Source organism: Halorarum sp. SLYT50, from assembly GCF_059821265.1.
The window spans coordinates 2180416-2204207 of the sequence record NZ_CM187555.1; the positions used below are offsets into that span (position 1 = coordinate 2180416).

Annotated in this window: 22 protein-coding genes and 2 pseudogenes; 11 read left to right on the forward strand and 13 right to left on the reverse strand. The window is 70.4% G+C overall.

What is annotated here, in order from left to right:
• Positions 1–194 precede the first annotated feature (194 nt).
• The 6 genes from AC6RUA_RS11365 to AC6RUA_RS11390 all read right to left on the reverse strand — a co-directional run bounded on the left by AC6RUA_RS11365 (position 195) and on the right by AC6RUA_RS11390 (position 4938).
• Entirely contained in the window at positions 195–431 is a 237-nt protein-coding gene (locus AC6RUA_RS11365; protein WP_499813127.1) for a hypothetical protein, read from the reverse strand.
• A gap of 2 nt (positions 432–433) precedes the next feature.
• The gene (locus AC6RUA_RS11370; protein ID WP_499813128.1) at positions 434–700 is read right to left on the reverse strand and encodes a hypothetical protein; all 267 of its coding nucleotides are present in this window, start codon (positions 698–700) and stop codon (positions 434–436) included.
• Positions 697–969 carry a cytochrome C oxidase subunit IV family protein gene (locus AC6RUA_RS11375; RefSeq protein WP_499813129.1) on the reverse strand — a complete coding sequence of 91 codons (273 nt, stop codon included), beginning with the start codon at positions 967–969 and terminating at the stop codon, positions 697–699. Before AC6RUA_RS11375 ends, AC6RUA_RS11370 begins: the two co-directional genes overlap by 4 nt.
• Before the next feature lie 12 nt (positions 970–981).
• A complete protein-coding gene (locus tag AC6RUA_RS11380) occupies positions 982–3501 on the reverse strand; it encodes a cbb3-type cytochrome c oxidase subunit I (protein ID WP_499815441.1) in 2520 nt (839 codons plus the stop codon).
• A gap of 80 nt (positions 3502–3581) precedes the next feature.
• Complete coding sequence (gene coxB / locus AC6RUA_RS11385; protein ID WP_499813130.1) at positions 3582–4373, reverse strand: cytochrome c oxidase subunit II; 792 nt, start codon at positions 4371–4373, stop codon at positions 3582–3584.
• A 52-nt stretch (positions 4374–4425) separates the two neighbouring features.
• The gene (locus tag AC6RUA_RS11390) at positions 4426–4938 is read right to left on the reverse strand and encodes a DUF6789 family protein (RefSeq protein ID WP_499813131.1); all 513 of its coding nucleotides are present in this window, start codon (positions 4936–4938) and stop codon (positions 4426–4428) included.
• 281 nt (positions 4939–5219) lie between these two features.
• On the opposite strand from AC6RUA_RS11390, the gene AC6RUA_RS11395 reads away from it, so the two are divergent.
• Entirely contained in the window at positions 5220–6683 is a 1464-nt protein-coding gene (locus AC6RUA_RS11395) for a spondin domain-containing protein (RefSeq protein WP_499813132.1), read from the forward strand.
• 87 nt (positions 6684–6770) lie between these two features.
• Here the strand turns inward: AC6RUA_RS11395 and AC6RUA_RS11400 are convergent, their stop codons facing one another.
• Positions 6771–8015, reverse strand: coding sequence for a glycosyltransferase (locus tag AC6RUA_RS11400; protein ID WP_499813133.1), 1245 nt, complete (start codon positions 8013–8015; stop codon positions 6771–6773).
• A 158-nt stretch (positions 8016–8173) separates the two neighbouring features.
• Between AC6RUA_RS11400 and AC6RUA_RS11405 the strand changes: the two genes are divergently transcribed.
• Entirely contained in the window at positions 8174–8593 is a 420-nt protein-coding gene (locus AC6RUA_RS11405; RefSeq protein ID WP_499813134.1) for a Rieske (2Fe-2S) protein, read from the forward strand.
• 69 nt (positions 8594–8662) lie between these two features.
• Here AC6RUA_RS11405 and AC6RUA_RS11410 read toward each other — a convergent pair whose 3' ends face one another.
• From AC6RUA_RS11410 to AC6RUA_RS11430, 5 genes and pseudogenes are all read right to left on the reverse strand, one after another.
• The gene (locus AC6RUA_RS11410; RefSeq protein ID WP_499813135.1) at positions 8663–9148 is read right to left on the reverse strand and encodes a halocyanin domain-containing protein; all 486 of its coding nucleotides are present in this window, start codon (positions 9146–9148) and stop codon (positions 8663–8665) included.
• A gap of 66 nt (positions 9149–9214) precedes the next feature.
• On the reverse strand, positions 9215–9631 hold the full coding sequence (locus AC6RUA_RS11415) for a hypothetical protein (protein ID WP_499813136.1): 417 nt from the start codon (positions 9629–9631) through the stop codon (positions 9215–9217).
• Between the two features lie 209 nt (positions 9632–9840).
• Positions 9841–9993, reverse strand: a pseudogene (locus tag AC6RUA_RS11420) (HFX_2341 family transcriptional regulator domain-containing protein); the annotation flags it as partial.
• A gap of 20 nt (positions 9994–10013) precedes the next feature.
• Positions 10014–10631: a DUF7344 domain-containing protein gene (locus tag AC6RUA_RS11425; protein ID WP_499813137.1), complete on the reverse strand. Its 618-nt coding sequence runs from the start codon at positions 10629–10631 to the stop codon at positions 10014–10016.
• Positions 10632–10727: 96 nt separating this feature from the next.
• On the reverse strand, positions 10728–11273 hold the full coding sequence (locus tag AC6RUA_RS11430) for a DUF7344 domain-containing protein (protein ID WP_499813138.1): 546 nt from the start codon (positions 11271–11273) through the stop codon (positions 10728–10730).
• A 643-nt stretch (positions 11274–11916) separates the two neighbouring features.
• Between AC6RUA_RS11430 and AC6RUA_RS11435 the strand changes: the two genes are divergently transcribed.
• The 9 genes and pseudogenes from AC6RUA_RS11435 (at position 11917) to AC6RUA_RS11475 (ending at position 22708) form a co-directional block, all read left to right on the forward strand.
• On the forward strand, positions 11917–12531 hold the full coding sequence (locus tag AC6RUA_RS11435; RefSeq protein ID WP_499813139.1) for a DUF7504 family protein: 615 nt from the start codon (positions 11917–11919) through the stop codon (positions 12529–12531).
• A gap of 308 nt (positions 12532–12839) precedes the next feature.
• Complete coding sequence (locus AC6RUA_RS11440) at positions 12840–14855, forward strand: helix-turn-helix domain-containing protein (RefSeq protein WP_499813140.1); 2016 nt, start codon at positions 12840–12842, stop codon at positions 14853–14855.
• Between the two features lie 350 nt (positions 14856–15205).
• Positions 15206–16201 (forward strand): DUF4129 domain-containing protein, encoded by a 996-nt coding sequence (locus AC6RUA_RS11445; RefSeq protein WP_499813141.1) that lies wholly within the window; start codon positions 15206–15208, stop codon positions 16199–16201.
• Positions 16202–16248: 47 nt separating this feature from the next.
• Positions 16249–16656: pseudogene (locus tag AC6RUA_RS11450) on the forward strand (DUF7269 family protein); the annotation flags it as partial.
• 217 nt (positions 16657–16873) lie between these two features.
• The gene (locus AC6RUA_RS11455) at positions 16874–18169 is read left to right on the forward strand and encodes a DUF58 domain-containing protein (RefSeq protein ID WP_499813142.1); all 1296 of its coding nucleotides are present in this window, start codon (positions 16874–16876) and stop codon (positions 18167–18169) included.
• Positions 18166–18657: a DUF7519 family protein gene (locus AC6RUA_RS11460; protein ID WP_499813143.1), complete on the forward strand. Its 492-nt coding sequence runs from the start codon at positions 18166–18168 to the stop codon at positions 18655–18657. Before AC6RUA_RS11455 ends, AC6RUA_RS11460 begins: the two co-directional genes overlap by 4 nt.
• A gap of 220 nt (positions 18658–18877) precedes the next feature.
• Positions 18878–20584: a hypothetical protein gene (locus AC6RUA_RS11465; protein ID WP_499813144.1), complete on the forward strand. Its 1707-nt coding sequence runs from the start codon at positions 18878–18880 to the stop codon at positions 20582–20584.
• Positions 20577–21704, forward strand: a complete 1128-nt coding sequence (locus tag AC6RUA_RS11470; RefSeq protein WP_499813145.1) for a hypothetical protein — start codon at positions 20577–20579, stop codon at positions 21702–21704. Before AC6RUA_RS11465 ends, AC6RUA_RS11470 begins: the two co-directional genes overlap by 8 nt.
• A 113-nt stretch (positions 21705–21817) precedes the next feature.
• A complete protein-coding gene (locus AC6RUA_RS11475) occupies positions 21818–22708 on the forward strand; it encodes a hypothetical protein (protein WP_499813146.1) in 891 nt (296 codons plus the stop codon).
• A 72-nt stretch (positions 22709–22780) separates the two neighbouring features.
• Here AC6RUA_RS11475 and AC6RUA_RS11480 read toward each other — a convergent pair whose 3' ends face one another.
• On the reverse strand, positions 22781–23749 hold the full coding sequence (locus tag AC6RUA_RS11480) for an AAA family ATPase (protein ID WP_499813147.1): 969 nt from the start codon (positions 23747–23749) through the stop codon (positions 22781–22783).
• Between the last annotated feature and the right edge of the window lie 43 nt (positions 23750–23792).

A 23792-nucleotide genomic window follows, 5' to 3' on the forward strand; every position in this document is an offset into this window, starting at 1 on the left:
ACACGGCTTCTATCAACAGATGAGGGATTCAACAGAGCTACGAGAACGGCCGCAGTGTCTCCGCCACCCGTACCCGACGGCCGGACTGGGTAGTAGGTATGCAGTCTGTCTCGACGCCACATCGACGACTAACCCCTCGCTGTCCCCCGTCTCTCGGTCCGGGGAACGTCGAACCAGCGCGCGTCTGTGGCGCGTCAGTGCCCGCCGCTCTCGCCGTGTTCGTCGCCCTCGACGCCGGGGAGCCACGCGAGGTACGCCGTCCCGACGCCGACGCCGGCGAGGACGACGACGCCCCCGCCGACGACGAACGCGTCGCTGCCGCCGTACTCGCCGAGGAGGAGGACGACGAGTCCCGCGACGATGAGCGCGAGCGAGAGCCCGAACACGACTGCGTCGCGTCGCTCGTCGTCCGCTCGGGTTCGTGCCGCCATCGTCACCGCCCTCCGTGCCGGGCGTCCGGCGCTCCCGTGCGGACGGCTAGGACGACGAACGCGAACAGCGCGAGCGCGGCCGCCAGACCGGGACCGGCCGCGGTCGGCGCGAGTAGCGACACGCCGGCGACGCGCGTCACAGCCGCCGTCACGCCGACGCCGACCGGCACCGAGAACAGCAGAGCGTACCAGAGCGTCGCCCGCGCGCCGACCGCCGGGGGCTCGTGCTCGGGTTCGCGTTCGTCGGCTGCCGCTTCGGCTCTCGTCACGCCGTCCCTCCCAGGATGGAGTACGACGCGGCCAGCGTCAGCGCCAGCGCGGCCGCAAGGCCGATGAGCAGCAGGTACGACAGCGACCGCGGCTCGTACCGGAGGTGCTGGTAGTAGCCCGCCACGATGGCCGCCTTGACCAGCGACAGGACGATGATGATACCGAACGCCGTCCAGTAGGCCAGTTCGGCGAACTCGACGAGCACCTGGACCGTCGCCGAGACGAACAACAGGACGTATATCGCCGTGTACAGTTTGGTTGTTGGCATGATTTGGTCACCTCAGAGGATGTAGAACAGCGGGAACAGGAACAGCCAGACGATGTCGACGAAGTGCCAGTACAGCCCGAAGTACTCCACCGAGCGACTGTCCTCCAGATACGCCCCGCGCCACGCGCGCGCGACGAGGTACAGCGTGATGACGAGCCCCGCGATGACGTGTGCGGCGTGCAGGCCCGTCGTGAGGAAGAACGTCGACGTCCGGACGTTCGTCGAGAGCCACAGGCCCTCGTGGAACAGGTGGTTCCACTCGATGGCCTTGTTGAACAGGAACCCTACCCCGAGCAGGAACGTCGTCGTCAGCGTCGCCACCAGCGCCATCCGGTTCCGTTTCTTGGCGGCTTCGAGCGCGAGGACGACGGTGAAACTGCTCGTGAGCAGCAGGTAGGTGTTCATCAGCCCCGGCAGGGGGTCAGACGGGACTATCTCCCACGCCTCCCAGCCGAACGCGACGCGCGTGAACACGTACGCCCCGATGATGCCGCCGAACAGCACCACGTCGGAGGCGAGGAATATCCAGACGCCCACCTTCGTGGTGTCGAGACCGGCGAACGGCCACGCCTCCCCCTCGACGAAGTCCGGGCCGTGGAACGGCTCCAGCGACATCAACACGAGCGACCCCATCGTCACCACGCCCCCCAGCGCCGCGATGCCGACGTAGAGGTCGCCCGTCATCCCGTCACTGAAGCTCCCTCCGGTGAGGTCCGACAGGCCGAGAAGCGTGAGGAACGCGCCGAGGCTCAACACGAGCGGCCAGATGCTCGCGTGGCTGGCGTGCCCCTCGTCGTCGGCGGTCGCCTCCCCGTGTGCGGCCCCGTGGCCGGCGACGACGCCGCCGTCCGGTTCCGTGGCGGGCACGTCGCCCGCGCCCGACTCCAGCCGCCGGTCCGCCTCCCCGGTGACGCCGAGGAACGAGAGTTTCCCGTCGCCGTAGCTCGGAGTCCCGGGGAAGTTCTCCAGCGGCGGCGGCGAGGGAACGGCCCACTCGGCCGTCGTCGAGTACTCCCACGGGTTCGCGGACGCGCGCTCGCCCGCGAACGCGCTCTTCGCGAGGTTGTAGAACATCACGACGAACGACAGCCCCAGGATGAACCCGCCGATAGTGGCTATCTTGTGCCACGGGGCGAGGCCGGGCGCGTAGTCGAACACGCGCCGCGGTGTCTCCCAGGCGACGAACATGGGGAAGTACAGCAGGTTGAACCCGACAAAGTACGCGGCGAAGTGGACCTTGCCGAGGAACTCGTCGTACATCCGCCCGGTCATCTTCGGGAACCAGTAGTACAGTCCTCCGATGAGCGCGGTGACGCCCCCGACCATCACGTAGTGGAAGTGCGCGACCACCCAGTAGGTGCCGCGGAACTCGTAGTCGAGCACCACGGCTCCCAGAAAGACGCCGGTGATGCCGCCGATGATGAACAGCAGGAGCGCGCCGAACGAGAAGAGGAACGGCGTGGTGAACCGAATCTTCCCCTTGATGGTGGTGTAGATGAGCGAGAACACCATCAGGTCGAACGGTAGTGAGATGCCGATGGTGGTCGCCATGAACAGCGTCTTGATCTGGAGGTTGATGCTCGTGAGGAACATGTGGTGCATCCAGACGACGAAGCTCTGGAGCGCCACCAGCACCATCGCCGCGATGAACCACTTGCGCCCGACGATGCGCCGGCCCGTGAACGTCTGGAACGTCTCGGCCATCACCCCGAGTGCGGGGAAGAACACGATGTACACCTCCGGGTGGCCGAAGAACCAGAACAGGTGGGTCCACAGGAGCGACCCCGCGGGCGCGGTCTGCGCGAAGTAGGTGGTGCCGAGCATCCGGTCGGCGGAAAGTATCATCAGCGCCGCCAGCAGCGCCGCGAACGCGAACAGCATCATCCACACCGTGAGCAGGATGGTCCACGTGAACAGCGGGAGTTTGCGGAGCGTCAACCCCTTCGCGCGCATTCGGTGCATCGTGGTGAGGAAGTTCACCGACGACACCGTCACCGATACGACGAACAGCAACAGTGCGAGCACCGACGTCGTCACCCCCACGTCCGGCGTGAACACCGGGAGACTCAACGGCGCGTACATCGTCCACCCGCCGGGGTACGTGCTCCCCTGGAAGAAGGAGACGCCGAACAGTATCCCCGACGCGAGGTACAGCCAGTAGCTGAGCGCGTTCAGCCGGGGGAACGCCAGGTCCTTCGCGCCGATCTGGAGCGGGACGACGTAGTTGGCGAAGCCGAACGCGAACGGCGAGAGGAACCAGAACACCATGAGCAGGCCGTGTGCGGACACCGCCTGGTTGTACGCGGCCGCCGAGAGCAACCCCTCGCTCGGCGCGCGCGGCGCCCACAACTGGAGGCGCATCAACAGCGCGAGCACGCCGCCGAGCACCAGGAACAGCAGCGCCGTGACGACGTAGAGGATGCCGACGTCCTTGTGGTTGGTCGTGACGAACCAGCGTCTGACCGCGTTCTTCCCGGGGAAGTCGCTCGTGTGGTCGTCGTTCTCGAAGTCGTCGATGCGCTCTTCGGTCAGCGGGAGGTCGTCGCGGACCGCGGTCCCCCCGTCCGTCTCGCCGCCGTCGGTTCTCGTGTCTCGGTCTCGAGTGTCTCGACTCAATGTCCCTCACCCGCCGTCGTCGTCGCCGTCTCGGTCGCCGTTCCGTTCGCCGTCTCGTTGCCGGAACTCGCGCTCGTGTTCGCGTACCACCGCTCGTAGGCGTCCTCCTCCATCACGACCACGTCCGCGGTCATGTACGAGTGGCCGACGCCGCAGAGTTCGTAACACTGCGCGGTGTAGTTCGCGGGTTCCTCGGTGGTGAACCACGTGTCGGTCCGCTGGTTGGGGATGGCGTCCGCCTTCACGTTGAGCCCCGGTATCCCGAAGTTGTGGAACACGTCCACGGACGTGATGCGCAGCGTGACCGCCGTCCCCTCGGGGACGCGGAGGGTTCCCCGCTCGGAGTAGCCGTTCGGGTAGATGAAGCGCCAGCCGAACTGGAACCCCTCCACCTCGACTTCCAGCGCGTTCTCGGCGTCGGCCGGCGGACCGCTCTCGACGAACAGCAGCGTCCCGTACGTCCACCCGATGAGCGAGACGACGATGACGGTGCTCAGCGCGAACGACGTGAACAGCTTCCGCCCGCCCCCGCTCCCGGTCGGGAGTTCGCCGAGGGTGGGTCGGTCGATGCCGCCGGTGTCGGCCCCGCCGTCGTCGCGGTAGCGGTAGGCGTTGTACAGCATGTAGCCGATGACGACGACGCCCACCAGCGTCCCGAGGACGAGGAAGACGGTGAAGATGCGGTCGAAGACGAACACCCGCGACCCGCGCGGGATGAAGTCTATCTGCGCGGCGACGCCGCTCTCGAACAGCGACGCGGCGACCACGCTCGGAACTACCGTCGACATGCTCCCTCCGTGGTCCGTCGGTCGTGGGTCACAGCCTCGTTCACGTTCACGCTCACACCTCGTGTTGGGGGATTCCGGTCAACCGGTGGAGCACCAGTCCGAGCGTCGCCCCGTACACCCAGTGGCCGACCAGCGAGACGAGCAGGTACGTCCCGACGGTGAGGAGGCCCGCCTGCGGCCAGAAGGCCGGAGCGAATCCCACCCACATGATGGTGGCGAACGACACCCCGCGGAGGTACCGCGGCGTCTCCGGCGGGAGGAACGCCGCCACCACCAGGAAGACGAGCGGCAACATGATCGTCCCTCCCAGCAGGAACAGTGTGACGCCGAGTTCGACCGTCGGTTCGACGCCGAAGAACTCGCCGACGCCGGCGAACCGCGTGATGGGCTCGGTCTGGAACAGGTCGAACAGTTGGGGAATCCCGACCAGTATCGGCAGCATCAGCACCGTGCCTGCCAACCCCCCACCCATCGCCGTCGCGATGTACCGTCCGGAGATCGGCTCCGCCTCCCGCTCGGTCGCCGGAACTGAGTGCACCTCGGTGTTCGCGGGTCCTCCGCTCATAGTGTGTCACCGGTCCGGTTAGCGATTATGTATGATAAATGCTGACGTTCATCTCGACAATTGGTAACATTAATCGACCATTCCGGACCGCGGGCCGCCGGTCGGTCACGCCGCGCTGGCGCGGCGATTCTCGCCCACCTCAGCTATGATTTACTTTTCGATAGGTGCGAACAATTCGACCCGTCTGTGTCGATTTCGGTCGGGTGTATCGCCGATACACAACGTCACTATAACTATCACCCATTCTATCTTTCTCCCGGTGTGCCAGCAGCACAACCGCTATGCCACCGAGCAACCCCCACACGGACGGCGACGAATCGGTGTTCCACCGCCACGTCGACGAGAGCACCCCCGAGTACCTCGGTCGAGTGACCGGACGGCTGTCGCGACGACGGCTCCTCGGGAGCGCGGCGACGCTCGGACTCGGGGCGTCCGCGCTGTCGACCGCCGGGAGCGCGGCCGCACTCACGTCGGACACGGACGGTGAGCACGCGGACGCCGAGGCGGCGGCGATGGACCCGACCATCCCGGAGATTCTGAACTACGCGCTCACGCTCGAACGGTTCGAGGCGGCGCTCTACCGGAACGCCCTGGCGTCGAGCGGCGGCGTCTTCGACGAGCGAGAGGTCGAGACGTCCGACGTGGCGAAGTACTTCGCCCGCCCGACGCTCCGGTTCTCGACGTACCAGCACCTCGAGGACATCCGCGACCACGAGGCGTACCACGTGACGGCGCTTGAGGGCGCGCTCGACTCGCTCGGCGCCGACGTGACCGCGCCCGACGGGTTCCAGTTCCCGGACGGCGTTTTCGACGGCGTGGAGGTGTTCGTCGGGTTCGCGCAGGTCGTCGAGGACCTCGGCGTCGCCGCGTACGCGGGCGCGGCCCCGTACCTCGCGAAGGCCGAACTCGACGCCGCCGGCGGCAACGTCACGGACCTGCAGTTGACTCCCGTCGCGCTGGGCATCCACAGCGTCGAGGCCCGGCACGCGGGCTACCTCCGCACGTTGACTCTGAGGCGGCCGTGGCCGTTCGGCACCGACGACGACGTCGCCGAGACGGCCGTCGACGACCCTGCGTCGATGGGCGAGGTGCTGGACGCGGTCGACCAGTACCTCCTCGGGGACGCCACCCAGACGTTCACCGTCCGTATCGAGAACGTCTCGACGCCCGGCACGCTCGACACCGACCGGGCGGACGGGCTGGTGCCGCTGTCGCCCGGCGCGTACGCCGTGTTCACCGGTCACAACCCCGCGTTCGCCCCCGGCGACCCGGCGAACGACGGCACGGAGGACATCGCGGAGGACGGGATGCCGGCCGTGCTCGTCGACGCGCTGATGGCCGACCCGGACGTGACCGCCAGCGGGAGCTTCGCCGGCCCGGGCGGTCCCATCGTCCCCGGGAGCCCGGCGGAGTTCTCGGTGACGGCCCGCCCCGGCCAGCAGTTCACGCTAGAGACAATGTTCGTCCAGTCGAACGACTGGTTCTACGGCTTCCGCGGGCTGGACCTGTTCGCGGGCGGGACGCCCGTCTCTGGCGACGTGACCGACCACCTCGCGCTGTACGACGCGGGGACCGAGGCGGACACGGCGCCGGGAACCGGTCCGGACCAGGTGCTCGCACAGTCCGGCCCGGACACCGGTCCCGACGACCCGGTGAACGAGGTCCGCCCGGTCGCCGACCGGCACCCGGACTTCGACGTGCCGGCCGTCGACGAGGTCGTCAGGGTGACCGTCACGCCCGAGTAGTCCGACCGGTCGGCGGAACCGGAACCCGGGCGCCGACCGACCAACGGCCCGCCGCGACCGTCGCTCCGCGCGACCGGTTCGACCCCGCTACTCCCGGCCGGTGACGGTCGCGAACAGGTCGAGGTAGTCGACGAGCAGGCGCGGGAGCAGGAACCGCTCCGTCACGAACTCCCTGCCCCGGTCGCCCATCCTCTCCCGCTCGTCCGGGTCGTCGAGCAGTCGGCGGACCCGGTCGGCGGCCGCGTCGTAGTCCTCGGGGTCGACGAGGTACCCCGTCTCCCCGTCGGTTATCTGGAGCGGGATTCCCCCGACCGCCGACCCGACCACGGGCGTGCGCTTCCACAGCGCCTCCGAGACGGTCAGCGCGAACCCCTCGCGGAGCGACTTCTGGAGCACCACGTCCGCCTCGCGTTGGAGGACGTTGATGGCGCGGTCCGGCTCGTCGGTGAGCAGGTGGACGCCCGGGTCCTCGGCGGTCTCGGTCTCTACCGCCTCGTACACCTCGACCGCCTCCGGGTCGTCCTCGGCCATCGCGCCGACGAGCGCCAGTTCCGCGTCGGGGTACGCCTCGCTCACGAGGCGGTACGTCTCGACGACGCCGAGCGGGTCCTTCCACGGGTCGAACCGCGACACCTGCACGAGGAGCGGACCGTCGCCCTCGAACAGGGGCGCGAGGTCCGCGCGCACCCCTCTCACCGCCTCGTCGTCGAGCGGCCGGTTCTTCTCGCTCAGCGGGTCGATGGCCGGGTAGACGACCGACTTCTCTACCCCGTCGACGACGCTCCCGTACTGCTCGCGGCTGAACACCGCCCGGTCGACCCGGTGGACGTACGGGTCGAGGAACTCGACGTACGTCTCGCTCGCGTCGGTGAGGTCGATATGACACCGCCAGACGACGCGCGCGTCCGGCAGTCGCTCACGGAGGCGCTCGACCATCCCGAGCGTCTGCGGGTCGTGGAGGACGACCAGGTCGTACTCCGGAGGCACCGCCGCCGCGTTCTCGGCGGTCACCGAGCGGTACGTCTCGCGCATCTCGTTCGTCAGCGGGACGTCCTCGCCCTGCAGGCCGTTGTGCAGCCGTTTCGTCGTCTCGAAGAACTCCGGGGGCGCGTCCATCACCAGCCAGTCGGAGTCGACGCCCGCCTCCGTCGAGAGCGGGACGAGCGAGCCGAGCATCTCGGCGACGCCACCCCCCGAGTCCGTGGTGTTGACGTGGAGGACGCGGAGTCCGTCGAGCGTGGCGGCCGCCTCGGCCGTCCGCTCGCGCCGCGACGCGGAGGTGTAGTCGTCGTACGACGCGAGCGAGCGGTCGTTGGTCGTCGCCTGTCGCATGTTCGTACCGTGTCACTCCCTCGGCGCGACCTTAAACAGGCCCCCTGCGGCGGCCGAAGCGGGGGGAGCGGGCGGCGTTCCGTGGACGGGCCGCGAGGGGCGCGCGTCCACCCGACCGCACCCGACAGCTATTGCCACCGGCGCGTCTACGACGGGCCATGAGCGAGCGGACGCGGCTGGCGAGCGTCGAGGACGTGCCGGAGCGGGGGTCGGTGCTGTTCACCGTCACCGACCCGGCCGGAACCGAGGAGGAGGCCATCCTCGTCCCCTGCGCGGACGACCCGGGCGTCGAGGCCTGGGTGAACCGCTGTACGCACGAGAACTACCGTCTCGACCGGGGACGCGGCGCGGCGATGCGGGACGGCGAGGTCATCTGCCCGAAACACGGCTCCATGTTCGACGCCTGCTCGGGCCACTGCGACAACGGGGAGGCCGCGGGAACGACGCTCGTCGCCGTGGAGATAGCCGTCGAGGACGGGACGGTCTACCTCGCGGACGACGACTACTCGTTCGCGCACGAGGGCGGCGTCGACGACGGCGACGACGGTCCGGACTCCACGTCGCACCTGTCGTTCTGAGTGGACGGCGGAGAACGAGAACGCCTACGTTCCCCGACGAGGCGAACGAGGCGCGCCAGCGTCGCGTGGTTACGCTTCGAGCGCGACGAAGACGGCGCCGCGCATCCCCATCGTCCGGTGCGGAGTACAGAAGTACCTGTACGCGCCGGGGGCGTCGAACACGTGACTGAACGCGTGACCGGCCCGGCCGGTGTAGTCACCCGAGCGGAACGTGCCGTTCTCCGCGACCACGTCGTGGACGCCGCCGTCGCCGGTCCAGCGCCACGTGACGGTGGTGCCGGGCGAGACGGCGACGGCAGCCGGGTCGAACGCGAAGGGACCGGCGTCGCTGGCAGCTCCGACGCGGACCTCCACGGCGTCGCGGCCGCGGTAGTCGAGCGTCCCGCGGTAGCCGTTCGCGCTGTCGAACCACGTCCCGTACTCCGGCTCCGTCGGGAGCGTCGGCTCGTCGGGGTCGGGAGGGGTCCCGCTGGCGAGACAGCCGGCGAGCGCGAGTGTGCCCGCGGCGGCCGCGGCGGTCGTGAACTGTCGTCTGGTCATGGAAACGGGTGTCATGTGTGTCACTCCGGGTACGGAAACTACGGTCGGCGGCGGGGCGACGAGAAATCACGGGTCGGTCGCTCAGTTCGCGGGCGCGGTCTCGGACTCGAGGGCGCGCTTCGCGGTGCGGTCGCGGCGGTAGAGGACCACGAGCAGGACGATGAGGGCGGCCTGCACTAGCTTGTCGACCACGCCGAGTTCGAAGTCGGGCATGCCGACCCAGACCCACGCGCCCATCTGGACGAGGGTGTACGGGACGCCCGCGAGGTAGACGAGCGAGTGGTTCGCGGTCAGGAACAGGAGTCCGACCGCGCCGAAGAACCCCAGCCCGGCGAGCAGGAACGGGAGGAACCCCTGGGTCGCGTAGAGGTAGAGGTGGATGACGCCGGTCACGGCGGCGAGCCCCATGGCCGCGTAGTGGGTGGTCGTCAGGCCCTCGGTGTGGATGAGCGACCGGGTCGTGCGGCGCTCCGTCGTCTTGGTCTCGGTTGTCGTCATGATAATCACCGAGAGATACATCGACGTTTCGGATATTAAACCAGTAGTGATACGGCGTGTCTCGGCTCCGGCGGGGGAGGTCGACCACGCGCGCGACGCCCTCGGTCAGCGGGGCGGTCTCCCGTCGGGCGTCGCGTCTCGGGCAGCGACGCCGGCGCCGTAACGCGCGCCGCTACTGCCATGCACGCGATGGTGGCGACGACGCCGGCGCCCCGGACGGCGGTTCGGTCGGGGTGGTCGACGAGGAGGTAGGCGACGTCCGCTCCGGAACGGCGGAGCGGTTCGGCGGTGCGGTCGCGTTCGTGGCCCGGGAGAGCGAGACGCACCCGCCGTTCCCCGAGGCGCGGCGTCTCGGCGTCCACACCCGACCTGCCGCGACCGCCTATGGACGTTCGGACCGGTCGGACTCGACGTACGTCACCCCGGCGAGCCCGCAGAGCGTGAGGACGCCAGCGACCGCCCACCAGAGCGGGCTGACGGCGCCGAGTAGCGGTAGACCGGCCGCGCCCGCCAGCACGAGGAGCCCGGCTCCGGCGGCGGCGTACCGGACGGCGTCGAGCCTCGCATCAGGCGGCTGACCGGACAGGCGGTCGAGTTGCCGGTTCAACTGGTCCGCCGCGGGCAGTCGCCGCACCGTCCCCCGGTTCTTGTCGTACGCGACGACGCCCGCGTCCGCCAGCGTGGGGAGGTGGGACTGGTAGAGGCTGATGTACACTCGCTTGCGCTCTTTCGACCCGAGCTGGTCGCGCGTCGTGCCGGCCTCCGCCGCGGCGACGTGCTCCGTCAGGTCGCTCAGCGTCGTCTCCGGCTCGGTCCGGAGGTGACGGAGCACCGCCCGCCGTCGCTCGTTCCGGAGCAGTTTGAACGCCTCGTCGAGTGTCAACCCTTCGGGCGCGTCTCCCGCTCCCGGGCCGACTCCTCCCTCGGAGTCCGCTTCGCGGACGGCCTCGGCAGCTTCGCTACGATTCTCCTGGCTGCGTTCTCGTTGTCTAGCTGACATCCGTTTTTCCCTCGTGTTCCCTGTCGGGCTGCGTGTTGGAGGGCACACCTGGTGGACGGGGAAACCGCTCTCGGGTGGTCTGTCGCTCGTCGGTAGTCATCTCTCGTCGGCGAAGTCGGAGAGACGGTCACTCAGGGCGTGGCTCGCACCCGTCTCCGCGGCGACCGCTCCCACGGTGACGAGGCCGAGCAGGACGCCTAGAATACGCCACGCCGTCTCCGCTCCTCCCGTCGCGGTGACGGCGACGAGGAGGAGGGCACCGACCAGCGCCGCCGCGGCGTAGTACCGCGGCCACGACCGGTCGGAGCCACCGTCGGTCACTCCGAGCAGCCGTTTGGTCGCCGGCGACCGGACGAGCGAGATGGTCTTGGCGTCCGAGTCGTAGCGTACGACGTCGTGTTCCTCGAGCCGGGGAACGTGCGTCTGGTACAGCGAGACGTACACGCTCTTGCAGTCCCCGGACTCGACATCGTCGACCGGCACGTCCCGCTCCGCCGCGGCGATCCGCTGCGCCATGTCGCGCAGTTCTACCGTCCCCTCGCGCTGTAACTCTCGGAGCAGCAATCGACGGCGTGCGTTGCTCAGCAGGCTGAACGTGGTGTCGACACCGGGTGGGTCGGGTGAGTCGGGGTACGCGAGCATGGGGTAAGGGTGGTGGGTCTCCCTGCCGAACGCATAGGCGGTGTATCACTTTGTTAGATGTTCGTTTCACCCCTCTGGTCTCCAACACTCCCCGACCGTTTCGTCGAACAGCCATGTCGCCCAAGCTCACGCACGTCGAAAGGTATTCGGCAATTATCTCCGCTGAACGAACGAAATACCTATGTAACTGGTGGATACGCTTGGTCCGACGTGTCACTCTCCCCCGTCTTTCAACCCGGCGTGTCGCAGCGCCGACGCTCGGCGTGGACCGAGGCCGGCCGTCCCGCCGGGCACTGCGAGGGTCAGTGCCGACCGGCCTCCCTCGTTACCCCTACCCGTTTCGTACGCGCCGCGCGGGTCCGTGGGCGGGTTGTGGCCCGGCCGGGTAACCTGCCGCGGCCCGCTGGACGGTTGTGCCGTTTGCAGAGCGGTATGGGATGCGGAAATATTGTCTGGTTCCTCCGAGAGCGAGGGTGAACGGTGGCGTCGAGGTCAGCCGCCGAGTCAGGCGTTCTCCAGGGAGGTATGAGAAGATTACCCCGATTATCACGTGAAACGCTGTGCAACAATTGTGTCTGTACGGGGGAAACTATCGGGACCGATTGCTACCTTTTAGTCCCTGGTTCGCGTCCCTGAGAATGCCATGTCAGGGACGCCGCACCCGTCGACAGTCGGTGAGGATATCTCGCTACCGCGCCCTCTCTCGGACGCCGCTAACGTGTTGGTGTTGGATGCGCCACGCAGCGCGTCCGGGTCGGGGCTGTGGACGGACGCGTCGGGACTCGGCCCGCGGACGGACGGCCCAGTGCTGTTCGTCGCGTTCACCCAGTCCGACGCAGACCTCCTGGAACGCCGCGTGCGCGGCACGAACCGAGCAGTGTACGTTCTCGACGCGACCCCTCACGGGGCCATCGCGGCGGACGCCGAGTCAGACGTGACTATCGAGACGGTGTCCTCGCCCGCGAACCTCACCGAGGTCGGCGTCGCGCTCGACAAACTCTGCTCGGAGATGGACCCGGCCGACGGACGCCCCGTCTGCTGGCTCCCGTCGCTCACCGCGCTCCTGCAGTACGTCGACCGACAGCGTGCCTACCGGTTCCTCAACGCGATGAGCAACCGGCTCGCGTCCGTCGACGCGTTCACCCACTTCCATCTCGACGTGGGTGCACACGACGACCGAACGGTCGACACGTTCGCGTCGCTCATGGACGCCGTCGTCTCCCCCACTGACGAGGGCGTCCAGGTTCGTCGCCGCTAGAGGGGCAGCGTCCCGACATCGGGGCAGGTTCACTGCCCTGGCGTGGCATGGCCCCCCGACGACCGGTCTGGGGAACACCGTCGTCGGCGTGGGCCTCTTCGGAACCTTCGGAGTCCCTCTATCATCAGCGGACTGTTTCACGAGACAACCGCACGACAGCGGCGTCGTTAGCGACACTCGACACCGACTGTTTCGCACCGTTTCTCCGGGTTCACCTCCGAACACGGCGTGACGGGGCCGTCCGGCGCGTGCCGCGGGGTACGCACTCGCCACGAGGCTTCTTGGTCCGTGGAACGGTAGGGGTCGGTATGACCGACCGCGAGGACGCCGGCGTGCCGTCCGAGAACGCCGGGACGGTCCTCGACCGGATGACCGACGCGTTCTTCGCGCTCGACGGTGAGCGGCGCGTCACGTACGTCAACGACCGGGCGAGGGACCTGCTCGACCCGGACCGACTCGTCGGTCGGCACCTCCGAGACGTCTTCCCGGAGGAGACGGGACGGGCGCTCCACGAGGCGTGCGGACGCGTCCTCGACGCGGGCGAGTCGACGGCGCTCGAGGAGCGCTGCGAGTCGCTGGGGACGCGGCTCTCGGTCCGCATCTACCCGTCGGAGGAAGGGCTGTCGGTGTACGTCCGGCACGCCGCCGCCGGTCCGGAGCGCGAGCGCCGCCTCGCGGACCTGAGCGAGGCGACCGGGGCGCTCGTCGAGGCGTCCACGCCGGCGGCGGTCAGTCGCGTCGCCGTCCGGACGGCCGTCGAGACGCTCGCGTTCCCGCTGGCGCTCGTCGCCGAACCGGCCGAGGAGGGCGGGTTGACCGCGACCGACGTCGAACGCGTCGAGGGATTCCCGGTCGACCCGGCGGACGCGCTCGCGGGGGACGCGGCGTGGGAGGCGTTCGCGTCGAACGACCCTCAAACGGAGACCCTCGAGACCGGGACGGTCGTGGCCACGCCGCTCGGCCGGCACGGAGCGCTGGTCTGTGCGGCTCGGTCGGCGGACGGAGCGCGCGGGTCGGACGACGCCTCGCTGCTCGACCTGTTCGCCGGCACCGTTCGGGCCGCACTCGACCGCGCGGACCGCGCGGCGACGCTGCGCGACCGGACGGAGACGCTCGACGCGCGCGAGGCCGCGCTGTCCCGGGCCGACGGCCTGAACGACCTGAACCGCGCGGCGGTCGACGCCGTCACCGAGGCCCGAACGCGCGCGGCGGTCGACGCCCGGTTCCGGCGGGCGCTGGCCGCGCTCGGTCCCGTCGAGGTTGCGTGGGTCGCCCGCGTCGCACAGGGCGGACTCGTCGAGAGCGCCGTCCCGGCGGACGCCGACTCGCTCGCCGAGGCGACCGGAGCGGACCCGGACTCGCCCGCCCGTCGTGCGGCGGCGGACGGCGAAGTACAGTACGTCCCCGACCTCCGGGGGGACCCACCGTTCGCCCCCTGGCGGTCGACGATGCTGCGGCGGGGACTCCGGTCGCTGGTCGCCGTCCCGCTGGCGCACGACCGGGTCGCGTACGGCGTCGCCTGCGCGGCCGCGACGGAGGCCGACGCGTTCCGGGACGTGGTCGACACGCTCTCGACGCTCGGGTCGGTCGCCGGTCTGGGGCACGCGGGTCTCGCCCGCGCGGCGCTCGCGTCGCCACCGACGGCGTTGACGCGACTCGTCTACCAGGGGACGCTCGACGCGCCCCCCTTCGGTCCCGACGCCGTCGTCGCTACGGAGTTCAGTCGGCGCGCGGACGGGACCGCACGCGGGGTGGTCCGTCCGGTCGAGGGGACCGACACGACGGTCGTCGCTGACGCGGTCGAATCGTGGCCGCACGTCCGGGCCGCGGAGTCGGTCGACGACGCCGTCGGGGAGGTCCCGGTGATGTTCGGTCCCCGGTCGCTCGTCGTCGCACTCTCGGAGCACGGCGCGGTCCCGCGGCGGGCCGTCGTCGACGAGTCCGACCTCGAACTCGTGCTCGACGTACCCAGCGAAACCGACCCGCGACGGTTCGTCCGCGTCGTCGAACGGGAGTGTACGGACGTGTCGCTCGCGGCCAAACGCGACCTGCCGGAGGCCGACCCGTCGTGGAAGACCAGGACGACGCTGACCGACCGACTCACCGACCGACAGGAGGAGGTGCTGCACACGGCGTACCGGCACGGCTTCTTCGCTCGACCGCGCGAGACGACGGGACAGGAACTCGCGGACGTGCTCGGCGTCTCGCAGCCGACCGTGAACCGACACATCCGCATCGGTCAGCGGAAACTGTTCGACGTCCTCTTCGCCACCGACGCAGCGGCGGATGGTCCCGGCGACGCGTCCCGACCGGGCGACGAGTGAGGTGCCCTATACTGATACGGTCACACCGCGTCCTCCCCTTGATGTGTAGCGGTCAGGGTGAAGTACCCCACTCCGCCAGTTGTGTGTGCAGTCGGTCTCGCCCGGGACCGAACTGCGCGTTCGGGCGACCGGCATTCGTCGCGGCCGCCGCGACGAGTCCCCATCCCACCACTCTCACCGCCCGACCGCTTTCGGCGGCGCACCGCTTCTCGGAGGGAGCGGTCGCCTTTCCGCCGGTTCGATTCTGTGCCCGACCGGTCTCGCCCACCAGCGGCGTCCGGCGAGTCACGTGTGTCCCCCCGCTGCCCGCCGTCGAAAGGTTCAACCCCGCAATCCTGCTACTCCGTGTCGTGGTAGACAAACGGACCGCGCTCACTGCCGCCCTCGCCCTCCTCGCCGTCCTCGCGCTCGGGATCTCGGCCGCGACCCTCGACTCCGCGACGACCACCACGGACAGCGGCGGGTTCGGGTTCGGGTCGTCGGAGCGGAGCGGGGGTCTCGGCGACCAGAACGCCGACGGTATCGACCTCGGGGGGAACAACGAGGGGCAGGGGATGAGCCTCTCGGTGTGCGTCCCGTTCCTGACGCGTCCGCTGGTCCAACTCGCGCTCCTGGGCGTCGTCGCGCTGTTCTTCGGGGCGATGTACCGGACCACGGGGTCGAGCATCCTGAGCGGGATGTTCGTCGTCTCCGCGCTGTTCCCGTTCGGCGTGCTGTACCTCGCGCTCGTCTCCTGCGGGCGGCAACCCACGGAACTCGCCCTCTCGTCTGCCAGTTCCGCCGTGAACCGGACGGGGCTCGGAACCGGCGGCGGGTCGTCCGGGATGCGTGCGGCCGGCGAGGCGCTGTCGGCACCCACGGCGCTCGCCGGCCTCCTGCTCGTCCTCGCCATCCTCGGGAGCGTCGCCCTCTTCTTCGTCTCGACGGGCGACGACGACGAGGAACTCGCGGACGAGGACCCCGACCTCCCGGCGCCCGAACGCCGCGCCGCGGTCGGGCAGGCGGCGGGCGAGGCGGCCGACCGCCTCGAGTCCGACGCGGACCTGGAGAACGAGGTGTACCGTGCGTGGCGCGAGATGACCGACCTGCTCGACGTCGACCGACCGCGCTCCAGCACCCCCGCGGAGTTCGCGGCCGCCGCGGTGGAGGCCGGAATGGACCGCGAGGACGTGCTCGCGCTCACCGAGGTGTTCGAGGAGGTCCGCTACGGCGGCGCGGACCCGACGCCGGACCGCGAGGAGCGCGCCGTCGCCGCCCTGCGGCACATCGAGGAGACGTACGGCGACGCCGACGCGGGGTCCGAGGAGCCGCAGTCGGAGGACGCGAACCCCGGAGGTGACCGGTGAGAGCGACGGTCGCCGTCGGGGTCGCCGCCGTGCTGTTCGGGTTCGTCGTGCTCGTCCAGCGCGGTCTCGCCGGCCTGCTCCAGCTCGATTACGCGTTCGTCACCCTCATCGGCGTCCTCGCACTCGTGCAGGGCCTCCGCTTCGCCAACGAGAGCCGACACACGGAGCGGCGCGCGGTCGAGACGGCGGACGTGGAGGAGCGCTACGAGTCGCCCGTCCCCGGCGACGACGTCGACCAGTTGGTGTCGAACGCGGGCGGCGTCTCGCGAGCGAGCATCAAGCGCCGGCGCGAGTTCCACGCCCGGCTGACCGACGTGGCCCACGAGACGCTCCGCGCGCGCGGCGACTACGCCGCCGCCGACGTCGACGACGCCGTCAGCGAGGGGACGTGGACGCCCGACCCGGTCGCGGCCTGGTTCCTCGCCGACGACGAGCGGCGCGTCGCGCCGACGTCCGTCCGGATACGGGGGGTGCTCGGCTCCGAGGCCGAGTTCCGCTTCGCGGCGACGCGGACCATCGCCGCGCTGGTGGCGGCCAGCGAGGGCGAGTACGACGGCCTCGACGCGGCGCCCGTGCGGCGCGCGTCCGGCCCCGGGCGGTCGTCGAAGCGGCGCGTGACGCCGGGCGCCGGCGCGTCCGGGCGGTCCGCGCCCGACTCGTGGGGGCCCGCCGGTGACGCCGCGACTCCCCGAACAGCTCCGGCCGGCGGGCGTCGTCCCGACCGGTCGGTGGGCCGGCGTGGCGGGACTCGCGCTCGTCCCCGTGGGGCTGGGCGTGCTCCTCCAGCACCCGCCGCTCGTGCTCGTGGGAGCGGTCGGCGTCGCGTACGCCGCGTACGCCCGCGGCGACGCCGCGCCGCAGCCGACGCTCGACGTCTCGCGCGAACTGTCCGACCCCGCCCCCCAGCCCGGAGACGAGGTGACGGTGACGCTGCGCGTCCGCAACGCCGGGGACGGTATCGTCCCGGACCTCCGGCTCGTGGACGGCGTCCCGCCGGCGCTGGCCAGCGAGGACCCCGCCCGCCTCGGCACGGCGCTCCGCCCGGGCAAGTCCGCGACGCTGCGCTACACGGTCACCGCGGTCCGCGGCGAACACGAGTGGCGACCGGTCCACGTGCTCACCCGGAACCCGAGCGGGTCGCGCGAGCACGACGAGCGGGTGGCCGTCGAGACGACGATGCGGTGTGCGCCCGAGTTGGCCGCCACGGCGTCGCTCCCGCTCCGCGGGCTGACGACCCAGTACGCCGGCCGCGTCCCGACTGACGTGGGCGGCGCGGGGCTGGAGTTCCACTCGACGCGCGAGTACCGCCACGGCGACCCGGCGAAGCGAGTGAACTGGGCGCGGTACGCCCGGACGCGCGAGCTGTCGACGCTGGAGTTCCGCGAGGAGCGCGCCGCGACGGTCGTGCTCTGTATCGATGCCCGCGAGGAGTCGTACCTCGCGCCCGAACCCGAGGAGCCGAACGCGGTTGAGCGGGGCGTGACCGCGGCGAGCCAGTCGTTCTCCGCGCTCGTCGACGCCGGCGACCGGGTCGGCGTCGCGGCGTTCGCCCCCGGCGACTGCTGGCTCCCGCCGGGCACCGGCGGGGACCACCGCGCCGCGGCGCGCGACCTGCTCGCGACCCACCCGGCGCTCGCGCCGACGCCGAGCGGCGACCGCTTCCTCCCGACGACGTGGCTGCGGCGGTTCCGGCGGCGGCTCCCGGCGGACGCGCAGGTCATCCTGTTCTCGCCCGTGGCCGACGACTTCTCGGTCACGGTCGCCCGCCGGCTGGACGCGTACGGACACGCGGTGACGGTCATCAGCCCCGACCCGACGCGCGACGACACCCCGGGTCACCAGCTGGCGACCGTCGAGCGGGCGAACCGGCTCTCGACGCTGCGACGCGCGGGCGTCCGGGTCGTCGACTGGGGGGACGAACCGCTGGCGACGGAACTCGACCGGGCGGCCGCGAGGTGGTCGGGGTGACCGTCACCGAGCGCCCCCCGGTCGCCGGGGTGGCGGCGGCGACGGTCACCGCCGGAGTGGCGGCGGTCGCGGCCGGCCTGTTCGCCGCGTCCGCGGGGGCGGTCGCCGGCCTCGGGTTCCTACTCGTGGTCGTCGGCATGCTCGCCCCGTCGCGGCGCGCGCTCGGGTTCGGCGCGGTGGCGCTCGCCGGCGGCGTGCTGTTCGCGGGCGTCTCGGGCGTCGGCCCGCTCCCGCTGCTCGTCGGCGGCGTCGCGGCGGTGCTCGCGTGGGACTTCGGCGACCACGCGCTCGGACTGGGCGAACAGCTCGGCCGTGAGACCGACGCGACGCGCAACGTCGCGGTCCACGCCGCCGCGAGCGTCGCGGTGGGGACGGTCGCGACGGCCGTCGCGTACGGCGTCTACTCCGCGGCCACCGGCGGTCAGCCGCTCGTCGCGCTGGTGTTCCTGCTCGTCGGGGCGGTGGCGCTGGCGGGCGCGGTACGGTAGTCACGGTCGACTCGAGCGCTCGCGGCCGGGCCCGAGTCCCCGTTCGAACCAGGGGGTCGCACCTCTGTTCATCTTTTGTCCTATGTATCGCGTACATGCGCTACTTCGCGTGAACTGGTGTCGATTCGGATGTTACCACCCCCGGTAGGGTTAGATTCTCCAGAAGCGTACTCAGAACTAATCCGAGCACCGCTCGGACCGCGGCACGACGGAGACAACCATGTCAAGTGCAGACGGGGACGAACCCCTGATTCGGTTACAGCCGGGTGGAAAAGCGGCGGTACTCAGCTACAACGTTCCGGAGCCGACCTCGTATCCCGGGCACTCGCACGTCGAACTCGACCTCGACGACGAGTGGTTCGCGCCCGAGACGAAGACGGGAAAGACCTACGCGCAGTGGCAGGAGGACCAGACGACGAGCGCGGGCGGCACGCTCCCGTTCGTCTCAATCCTGTCGCCGCACCTCCTGGTCGACTTCGAGGCCGCGGACGAGGAAGACGACGAGGAGATTCTCTTCGACGGCGGGGAGCAGGTCACACCCACGACGGCCTCTCTCGCGACGTCGCTGGCCGGGGTGACGAGCCACCTCGCCGTGCTACCGGGGGAGGGCACGCTCTCGGCGGGCGACAAACAGGCGCTCGAGCCGTCGACTGCGAGCCGGATGGTCCAGAGCGGCTACCGGCCGCTCCTCCACTACACGATGGGGCGGAACCTCCGGGCTGCGTACGTCCCCACGCCGGAGCAACTCACCCCGCGGCTGATGCTCCGCGAACGCTACCGTCTCTCGTCGTACCTCGGCAACTACGGGGCGGGCCGGACCATAAAGACGTTCTCGCTCCTGCCGGGCGAGCGGACGAAGATAAGCGTGAAGACGTACCGCCAGACCGAACGGCAGCGTCAGGAGGCGTCGAGCATCCTCGACTCGTACACCTCCGAGACCGCCGACGAGTTCGAGGAGACCGTCGGCGCGGAGCAGACGCACAAGGAGAGCCACGAGGAGTCGCGGTCGTGGTACGTCGACGCCAAGGCGTCCGCGAGTTGGGGGTGGGGGAAAGCGAGCGTGAAGGGGGGTGCGAAGGGGAGCACCAACTCGGCGCGCGAGGAGTTCGCGAAGAACGTCGCCGAGACGACCAACAAGCACGCCGCGAAGGCGTCCGCCAAGCGCGACGTGGAGATCGAGACGAGCTACGAGTCCAAGACCACCGAGGGCGAGGAGACCGCCATCGAGCGGGAGATAGAGAACATCAACCTCAGCCGGACGCTCAACTTCGTCTTCCGGCAGATGAACCAGGAGTTCATCACCCTCCTCCACCTCGTCGACGTCCGGGTCGTGTACGCGAACGGCGGGGTCGACGAGGCGGGGAGGCCCATCCACCGCGAGGTGACGCTCTCTGAACTCGACTCGCTCCTCGACGAGGTCATCGTGCCGGAGCGTCGCGAGGAGGTGGCCGCCATCGTCGAGGACGAACTGTCGAACGTCCTGAACTACCGCGGCGAGGTGGCGTCCGTGGTGGAGCGGGCGACCGTCGAGAACGACGACGGCTCGGTGTTCCGCGAGTACCTCCACGTCTTGCGCGACGCGACCGACACGTACAGCGACGAGACGGGCAACGAAATCACCGTCCCCGGAGTCATCCTCTCGGCGACGAAGAACGTGATGCGCACCGACGGCATCGCGGTCGAGGCGCTCCTCGGGCAGAGCAACGGCCTCGACGACTACTCGGTGGGACTCCAGACCGAGTCGGTGCGCGGGCGCGAACTGGAGAACGACCGGCTCGCGGCCGAGACCGAGCGCCTCTCGCTCGCGATGGAGGTCGTGCGCGACGGCGACGACGCGGCGGTCGAGCGGTTCGAACGGGTGTTCGGCCCGCTCTCCGGCGAGCGGCCGGCGACGGAACCCGTCATCGTCGAGGCGCAGGATGACTGACGAGTTGGCGGACACCAGCGGGACGCCCGCCGCGCTGGACCCCGAGACGACCGTGACGGCGGCGGCGGCCGAGGGGAACGCCGGGCGCGTCCTCTCGGCGGAGGCCGTCGGGGCGGAGGGCTCGGCCGCCGGTCCCGCGGCGGCCGTCGACCCGGTCGAACTCCGGCGGTGCCTCCACGCGTCGCTCGCCTCGCGCGAGACGCTGTTCGAGGACCTCGGGATGGGACTGGTGGCGTTCGACCTCCCGGACGACGGGTGGACCGCCGCGGACGACGGCCGGCACGTGGGCGTCCGACGACATCCGAGTCGACCGCCGCTCGTGGTCGACCTGCTCGACCGGATGGCCGCCGACGACCGCAACGTGCGGAGCGTCGCCGAGCAGTTCGCCGCCGTCGAGACCACCGGGCACGCGTTCGACCCGGGGTTCGTCCTCGCGGTCGCGTACCGGGAGTTCCAAGAGAACCTGTTCTCTCCCACCCGGGTGGACAGCTTCCACGGCGGGGGACTCGACAACCTCCACCTCTACCAGGCCACCGACGCCCAGCGGGAGCGCGCGCTCCAGTTGGTCGCTCAGTTGCGCGCCGAGGGGGAGATACCCGAGTCGACGGCGGCGGGGCTCCGCTGGGCCGCCGGCGTGTTGCGCCGGCGCGACTACCTCCCCTCGGAGTTCCCCGCGCTCCCGCTCCCGTCCGGAGCGGCGAGCGCCGAGAGTCCCGCCGAGGCGGTGCGCGGACTCCCGCGCAACGAGCGCGGCGAGCGGGTGTTCTCCGCCCGAATCGCCGGGCGGCACGTCCTGATAGCGACGGCGGCCGCGCTCCTGTTCGCGCGCGACGTCTTCCACCGCCGGGCTCGGGCCGCCGGGTTCTCGAACGAGGACCTCGCCGGACTCGGCGTCGCAGGCCGACGCGTCTGGACGCAGATATTCTTCGGCGGGACGACGGCCGGGACGCGGCTCCTCCGTCAGTACCGCACGAGCGGGCGGAGCCTGAACGTCCTGCCCCCACTCCCACCCGTCGGCACCGTCGACGGGATGGGTGTGAAAGTCGCCCGGGCGCGGGTCACCGCGTTCGAGGCGGAGATGCTGAAACAGACGCTCTGCCTGCCGGAGCGGGTGAACTGACCCATGACCACCACGGCCCCCTCGACGGAGTGGAGAGGACGGACGTGGGGGCGACGCGAGACCGACCGACCGGGGCCACTCTCCGGCGGCCATCGGCCGGAGACGAGGCCACCATGACGACGAGAGACCGAACGGGTCCGCTGGACAACGACCGGACAGTCACGACCGACCGCGCCACACGAGGCGAAGAGCGGGTACTGAACGACCGGGCCGCCGGGACCGGGCGGACCGGACCCCGACCGCCGGCCCAGTCCCAGCGGCCGCTGACCGTCGCCTTCTACACGGTGGGCGATACGCGCAAACTCACGTTCGAGGGGCGTTCACCGCCGGCCGACATCGAGGAGTTGACCCTCTCGGACTACTACCGGACGCTCGCGACCAGAGCGGCCGGAGAGCGGAACACGCACGGCGTTCGGACGGTGCGAAAGGCGACCGCGGTGCTCGCCGCCCTCCCCGCCGGGCGGGTCTCACGGGTGGTGTTCGTCGGGCACGGAACGACCGTCGAGGGAGGCGGCTTCTTCTTCTCGGGACGACCGGACGACGGGCGGTGGGGATTCACGGCCGGTGCCGACCAGGTGTTCGAAACGCCGCGCGACGCGACGGACCAGAACGCGGCGTTGGTCGCGCAACTCCTCCGAGTCCTGACTCGTGGGCGACGTGCGACGGTTCTCTTCGCGGCGTGTTTCCTCGGCGCCGGCGACCGACTCGTCCCGACGCTCGAGGGACGACTGGCAGCCAGCGGCCGTGTCGACTTCGCCGTCCAGGGGTACAGGGACTACCTGGAGGTTCGCGTCGACTACGCCGGCGGCCGAATCACTGGGTGGCGAAACAGCATCGTGCGCAGGGCCGACTCCGCCACCGTTCGGACGGTGACCGGTCCGTACGACGAGTTCGTGTTGCCGCCCGCTCAGGTCGACGTGCCCGGCTCGGGGCTGGGCGCGCTCGATCTGGAGTCGGACGACCCCATCGGCGGCGTCGAGTCGGAGGCCGGAGGACTGCCGTGAAGCCGCGGGGCCGTCACCCCCGTCCGTCGAGGACGGCGACACCCCGGCCGTCGCCGCCGGGGACCGATCCCGTTACGTCGCCGCCTCGTCGCGCTGGACGGTCGGCACCTCGACGCGGTCGAGCACGGCCGAGAGCACGTCCGCCTTCGCCACGTCGTTCACCTTCGCGTCCGGCGTGAGGACCAGGCGGTGCGCGAGCACCGGCTGAGCCACCCGCTTCACGTCGTCGGGCGTGACGAACTCCCGGCCCACCAGCACGGCCGCCGCGCGGGCGGCCTCGAACAGCCGCTGGGTACCGCGGGGGGAGACGCCGACCTCGACCCGGCGGTCCTCGCGGGTGGCGCGCGCGATGCGGGCCATGTACTCCGTGAGGTCCTCCTCGGTCCGGACGGACTCCGGCGCCTCCCGGACGCCGCGCACGCGGTCCTCGTCGAGCACCTTCCCGACGGTGGGGTCCTGTTCGACGCGACCGGCGCGCCGGCGGAGGAGTTCGATCTCCCCCTCCAGGTCGGGGTACCCCATCTTCGTCTTGACGTTGAACCGGTCGAGTTGCGCCTCGGGGAGCGGGAAGTTCCCCTCCTGTTCGACGGGGTTCTGGGTCGCGATGAGGAAGAACGGCTCCGGGAGTTCGTACGTCTCCCCGTCGACCGTCACCTGCTCTTCCTCCATGGCCTCGAGCAGCGCGGCCTGCGTCTTCGGCGGCGCGCGGTTGATCTCGTCCGCGAGGACGACGTTCGCGAAGACCGGACCCTCGGAGAACTCGAACTCGCCGGCGCCCTCGTCGTACACGTTCGTCCCGGTCACGTCCGACGGGAGGAGGTCGGGCGTGAACTGGACCCGCGAGAACGACAGGCCGAGCGCCGTCGCGAACGAACGGGCGGTGAGCGTCTTTCCGGTGCCGGGGACGTCTTCGATGAGCACGTGTCCGCGCGAGAGCAGACCCAGAAGGATGTCCTCGAAGAACTCGTCTCTCGCGACGATGGCTCCGCGGAGGGCGTCGAGCACGTCGCCGCAGGACGCGCTCGCGTCGGCGATATCCATGTCACTCGTGGACACGGGAGCGGGGATAAGTGCCCGGGTTCCG

Excerpts from the sequence above, each read along its gene's own strand:
- AC6RUA_RS11365 (WP_499813127.1), bottom strand. The coding sequence starts at position 431 with ATGGCGGCACGAACCCGAGCGGACGACGAGCGACGCGACGCAGTCGTG.
- AC6RUA_RS11375 (WP_499813129.1), bottom strand. The coding sequence starts at position 969 with ATGCCAACAACCAAACTGTACACGGCGATATACGTCCTGTTGTTCGTC.
- coxB (WP_499813130.1), bottom strand. The coding sequence starts at position 4,373 with ATGTCGACGGTAGTTCCGAGCGTGGTCGCCGCGTCGCTGTTCGAGAGC.
- AC6RUA_RS11390 (WP_499813131.1), bottom strand. The coding sequence starts at position 4,938 with ATGAGCGGAGGACCCGCGAACACCGAGGTGCACTCAGTTCCGGCGACC.
- AC6RUA_RS11395 (WP_499813132.1), top strand. The coding sequence starts at position 5,220 with ATGCCACCGAGCAACCCCCACACGGACGGCGACGAATCGGTGTTCCAC.
- AC6RUA_RS11400 (WP_499813133.1), bottom strand. The coding sequence starts at position 8,015 with ATGCGACAGGCGACGACCAACGACCGCTCGCTCGCGTCGTACGACGAC.
- AC6RUA_RS11405 (WP_499813134.1), top strand. The coding sequence starts at position 8,174 with ATGAGCGAGCGGACGCGGCTGGCGAGCGTCGAGGACGTGCCGGAGCGG.
- AC6RUA_RS11410 (WP_499813135.1), bottom strand. The coding sequence starts at position 9,148 with ATGACACCCGTTTCCATGACCAGACGACAGTTCACGACCGCCGCGGCC.
- AC6RUA_RS11415 (WP_499813136.1), bottom strand. The coding sequence starts at position 9,631 with ATGACGACAACCGAGACCAAGACGACGGAGCGCCGCACGACCCGGTCG.
- AC6RUA_RS11425 (WP_499813137.1), bottom strand. The coding sequence starts at position 10,631 with ATGTCAGCTAGACAACGAGAACGCAGCCAGGAGAATCGTAGCGAAGCT.
- AC6RUA_RS11430 (WP_499813138.1), bottom strand. The coding sequence starts at position 11,273 with ATGCTCGCGTACCCCGACTCACCCGACCCACCCGGTGTCGACACCACG.
- AC6RUA_RS11435 (WP_499813139.1), top strand. The coding sequence starts at position 11,917 with ATGTCAGGGACGCCGCACCCGTCGACAGTCGGTGAGGATATCTCGCTA.
- AC6RUA_RS11440 (WP_499813140.1), top strand. The coding sequence starts at position 12,840 with ATGACCGACCGCGAGGACGCCGGCGTGCCGTCCGAGAACGCCGGGACG.
- AC6RUA_RS11465 (WP_499813144.1), top strand. The coding sequence starts at position 18,878 with ATGTCAAGTGCAGACGGGGACGAACCCCTGATTCGGTTACAGCCGGGT.
- AC6RUA_RS11470 (WP_499813145.1), top strand. The coding sequence starts at position 20,577 with ATGACTGACGAGTTGGCGGACACCAGCGGGACGCCCGCCGCGCTGGAC.
- AC6RUA_RS11475 (WP_499813146.1), top strand. The coding sequence starts at position 21,818 with ATGACGACGAGAGACCGAACGGGTCCGCTGGACAACGACCGGACAGTC.
- AC6RUA_RS11480 (WP_499813147.1), bottom strand. The coding sequence starts at position 23,749 with ATGGATATCGCCGACGCGAGCGCGTCCTGCGGCGACGTGCTCGACGCC.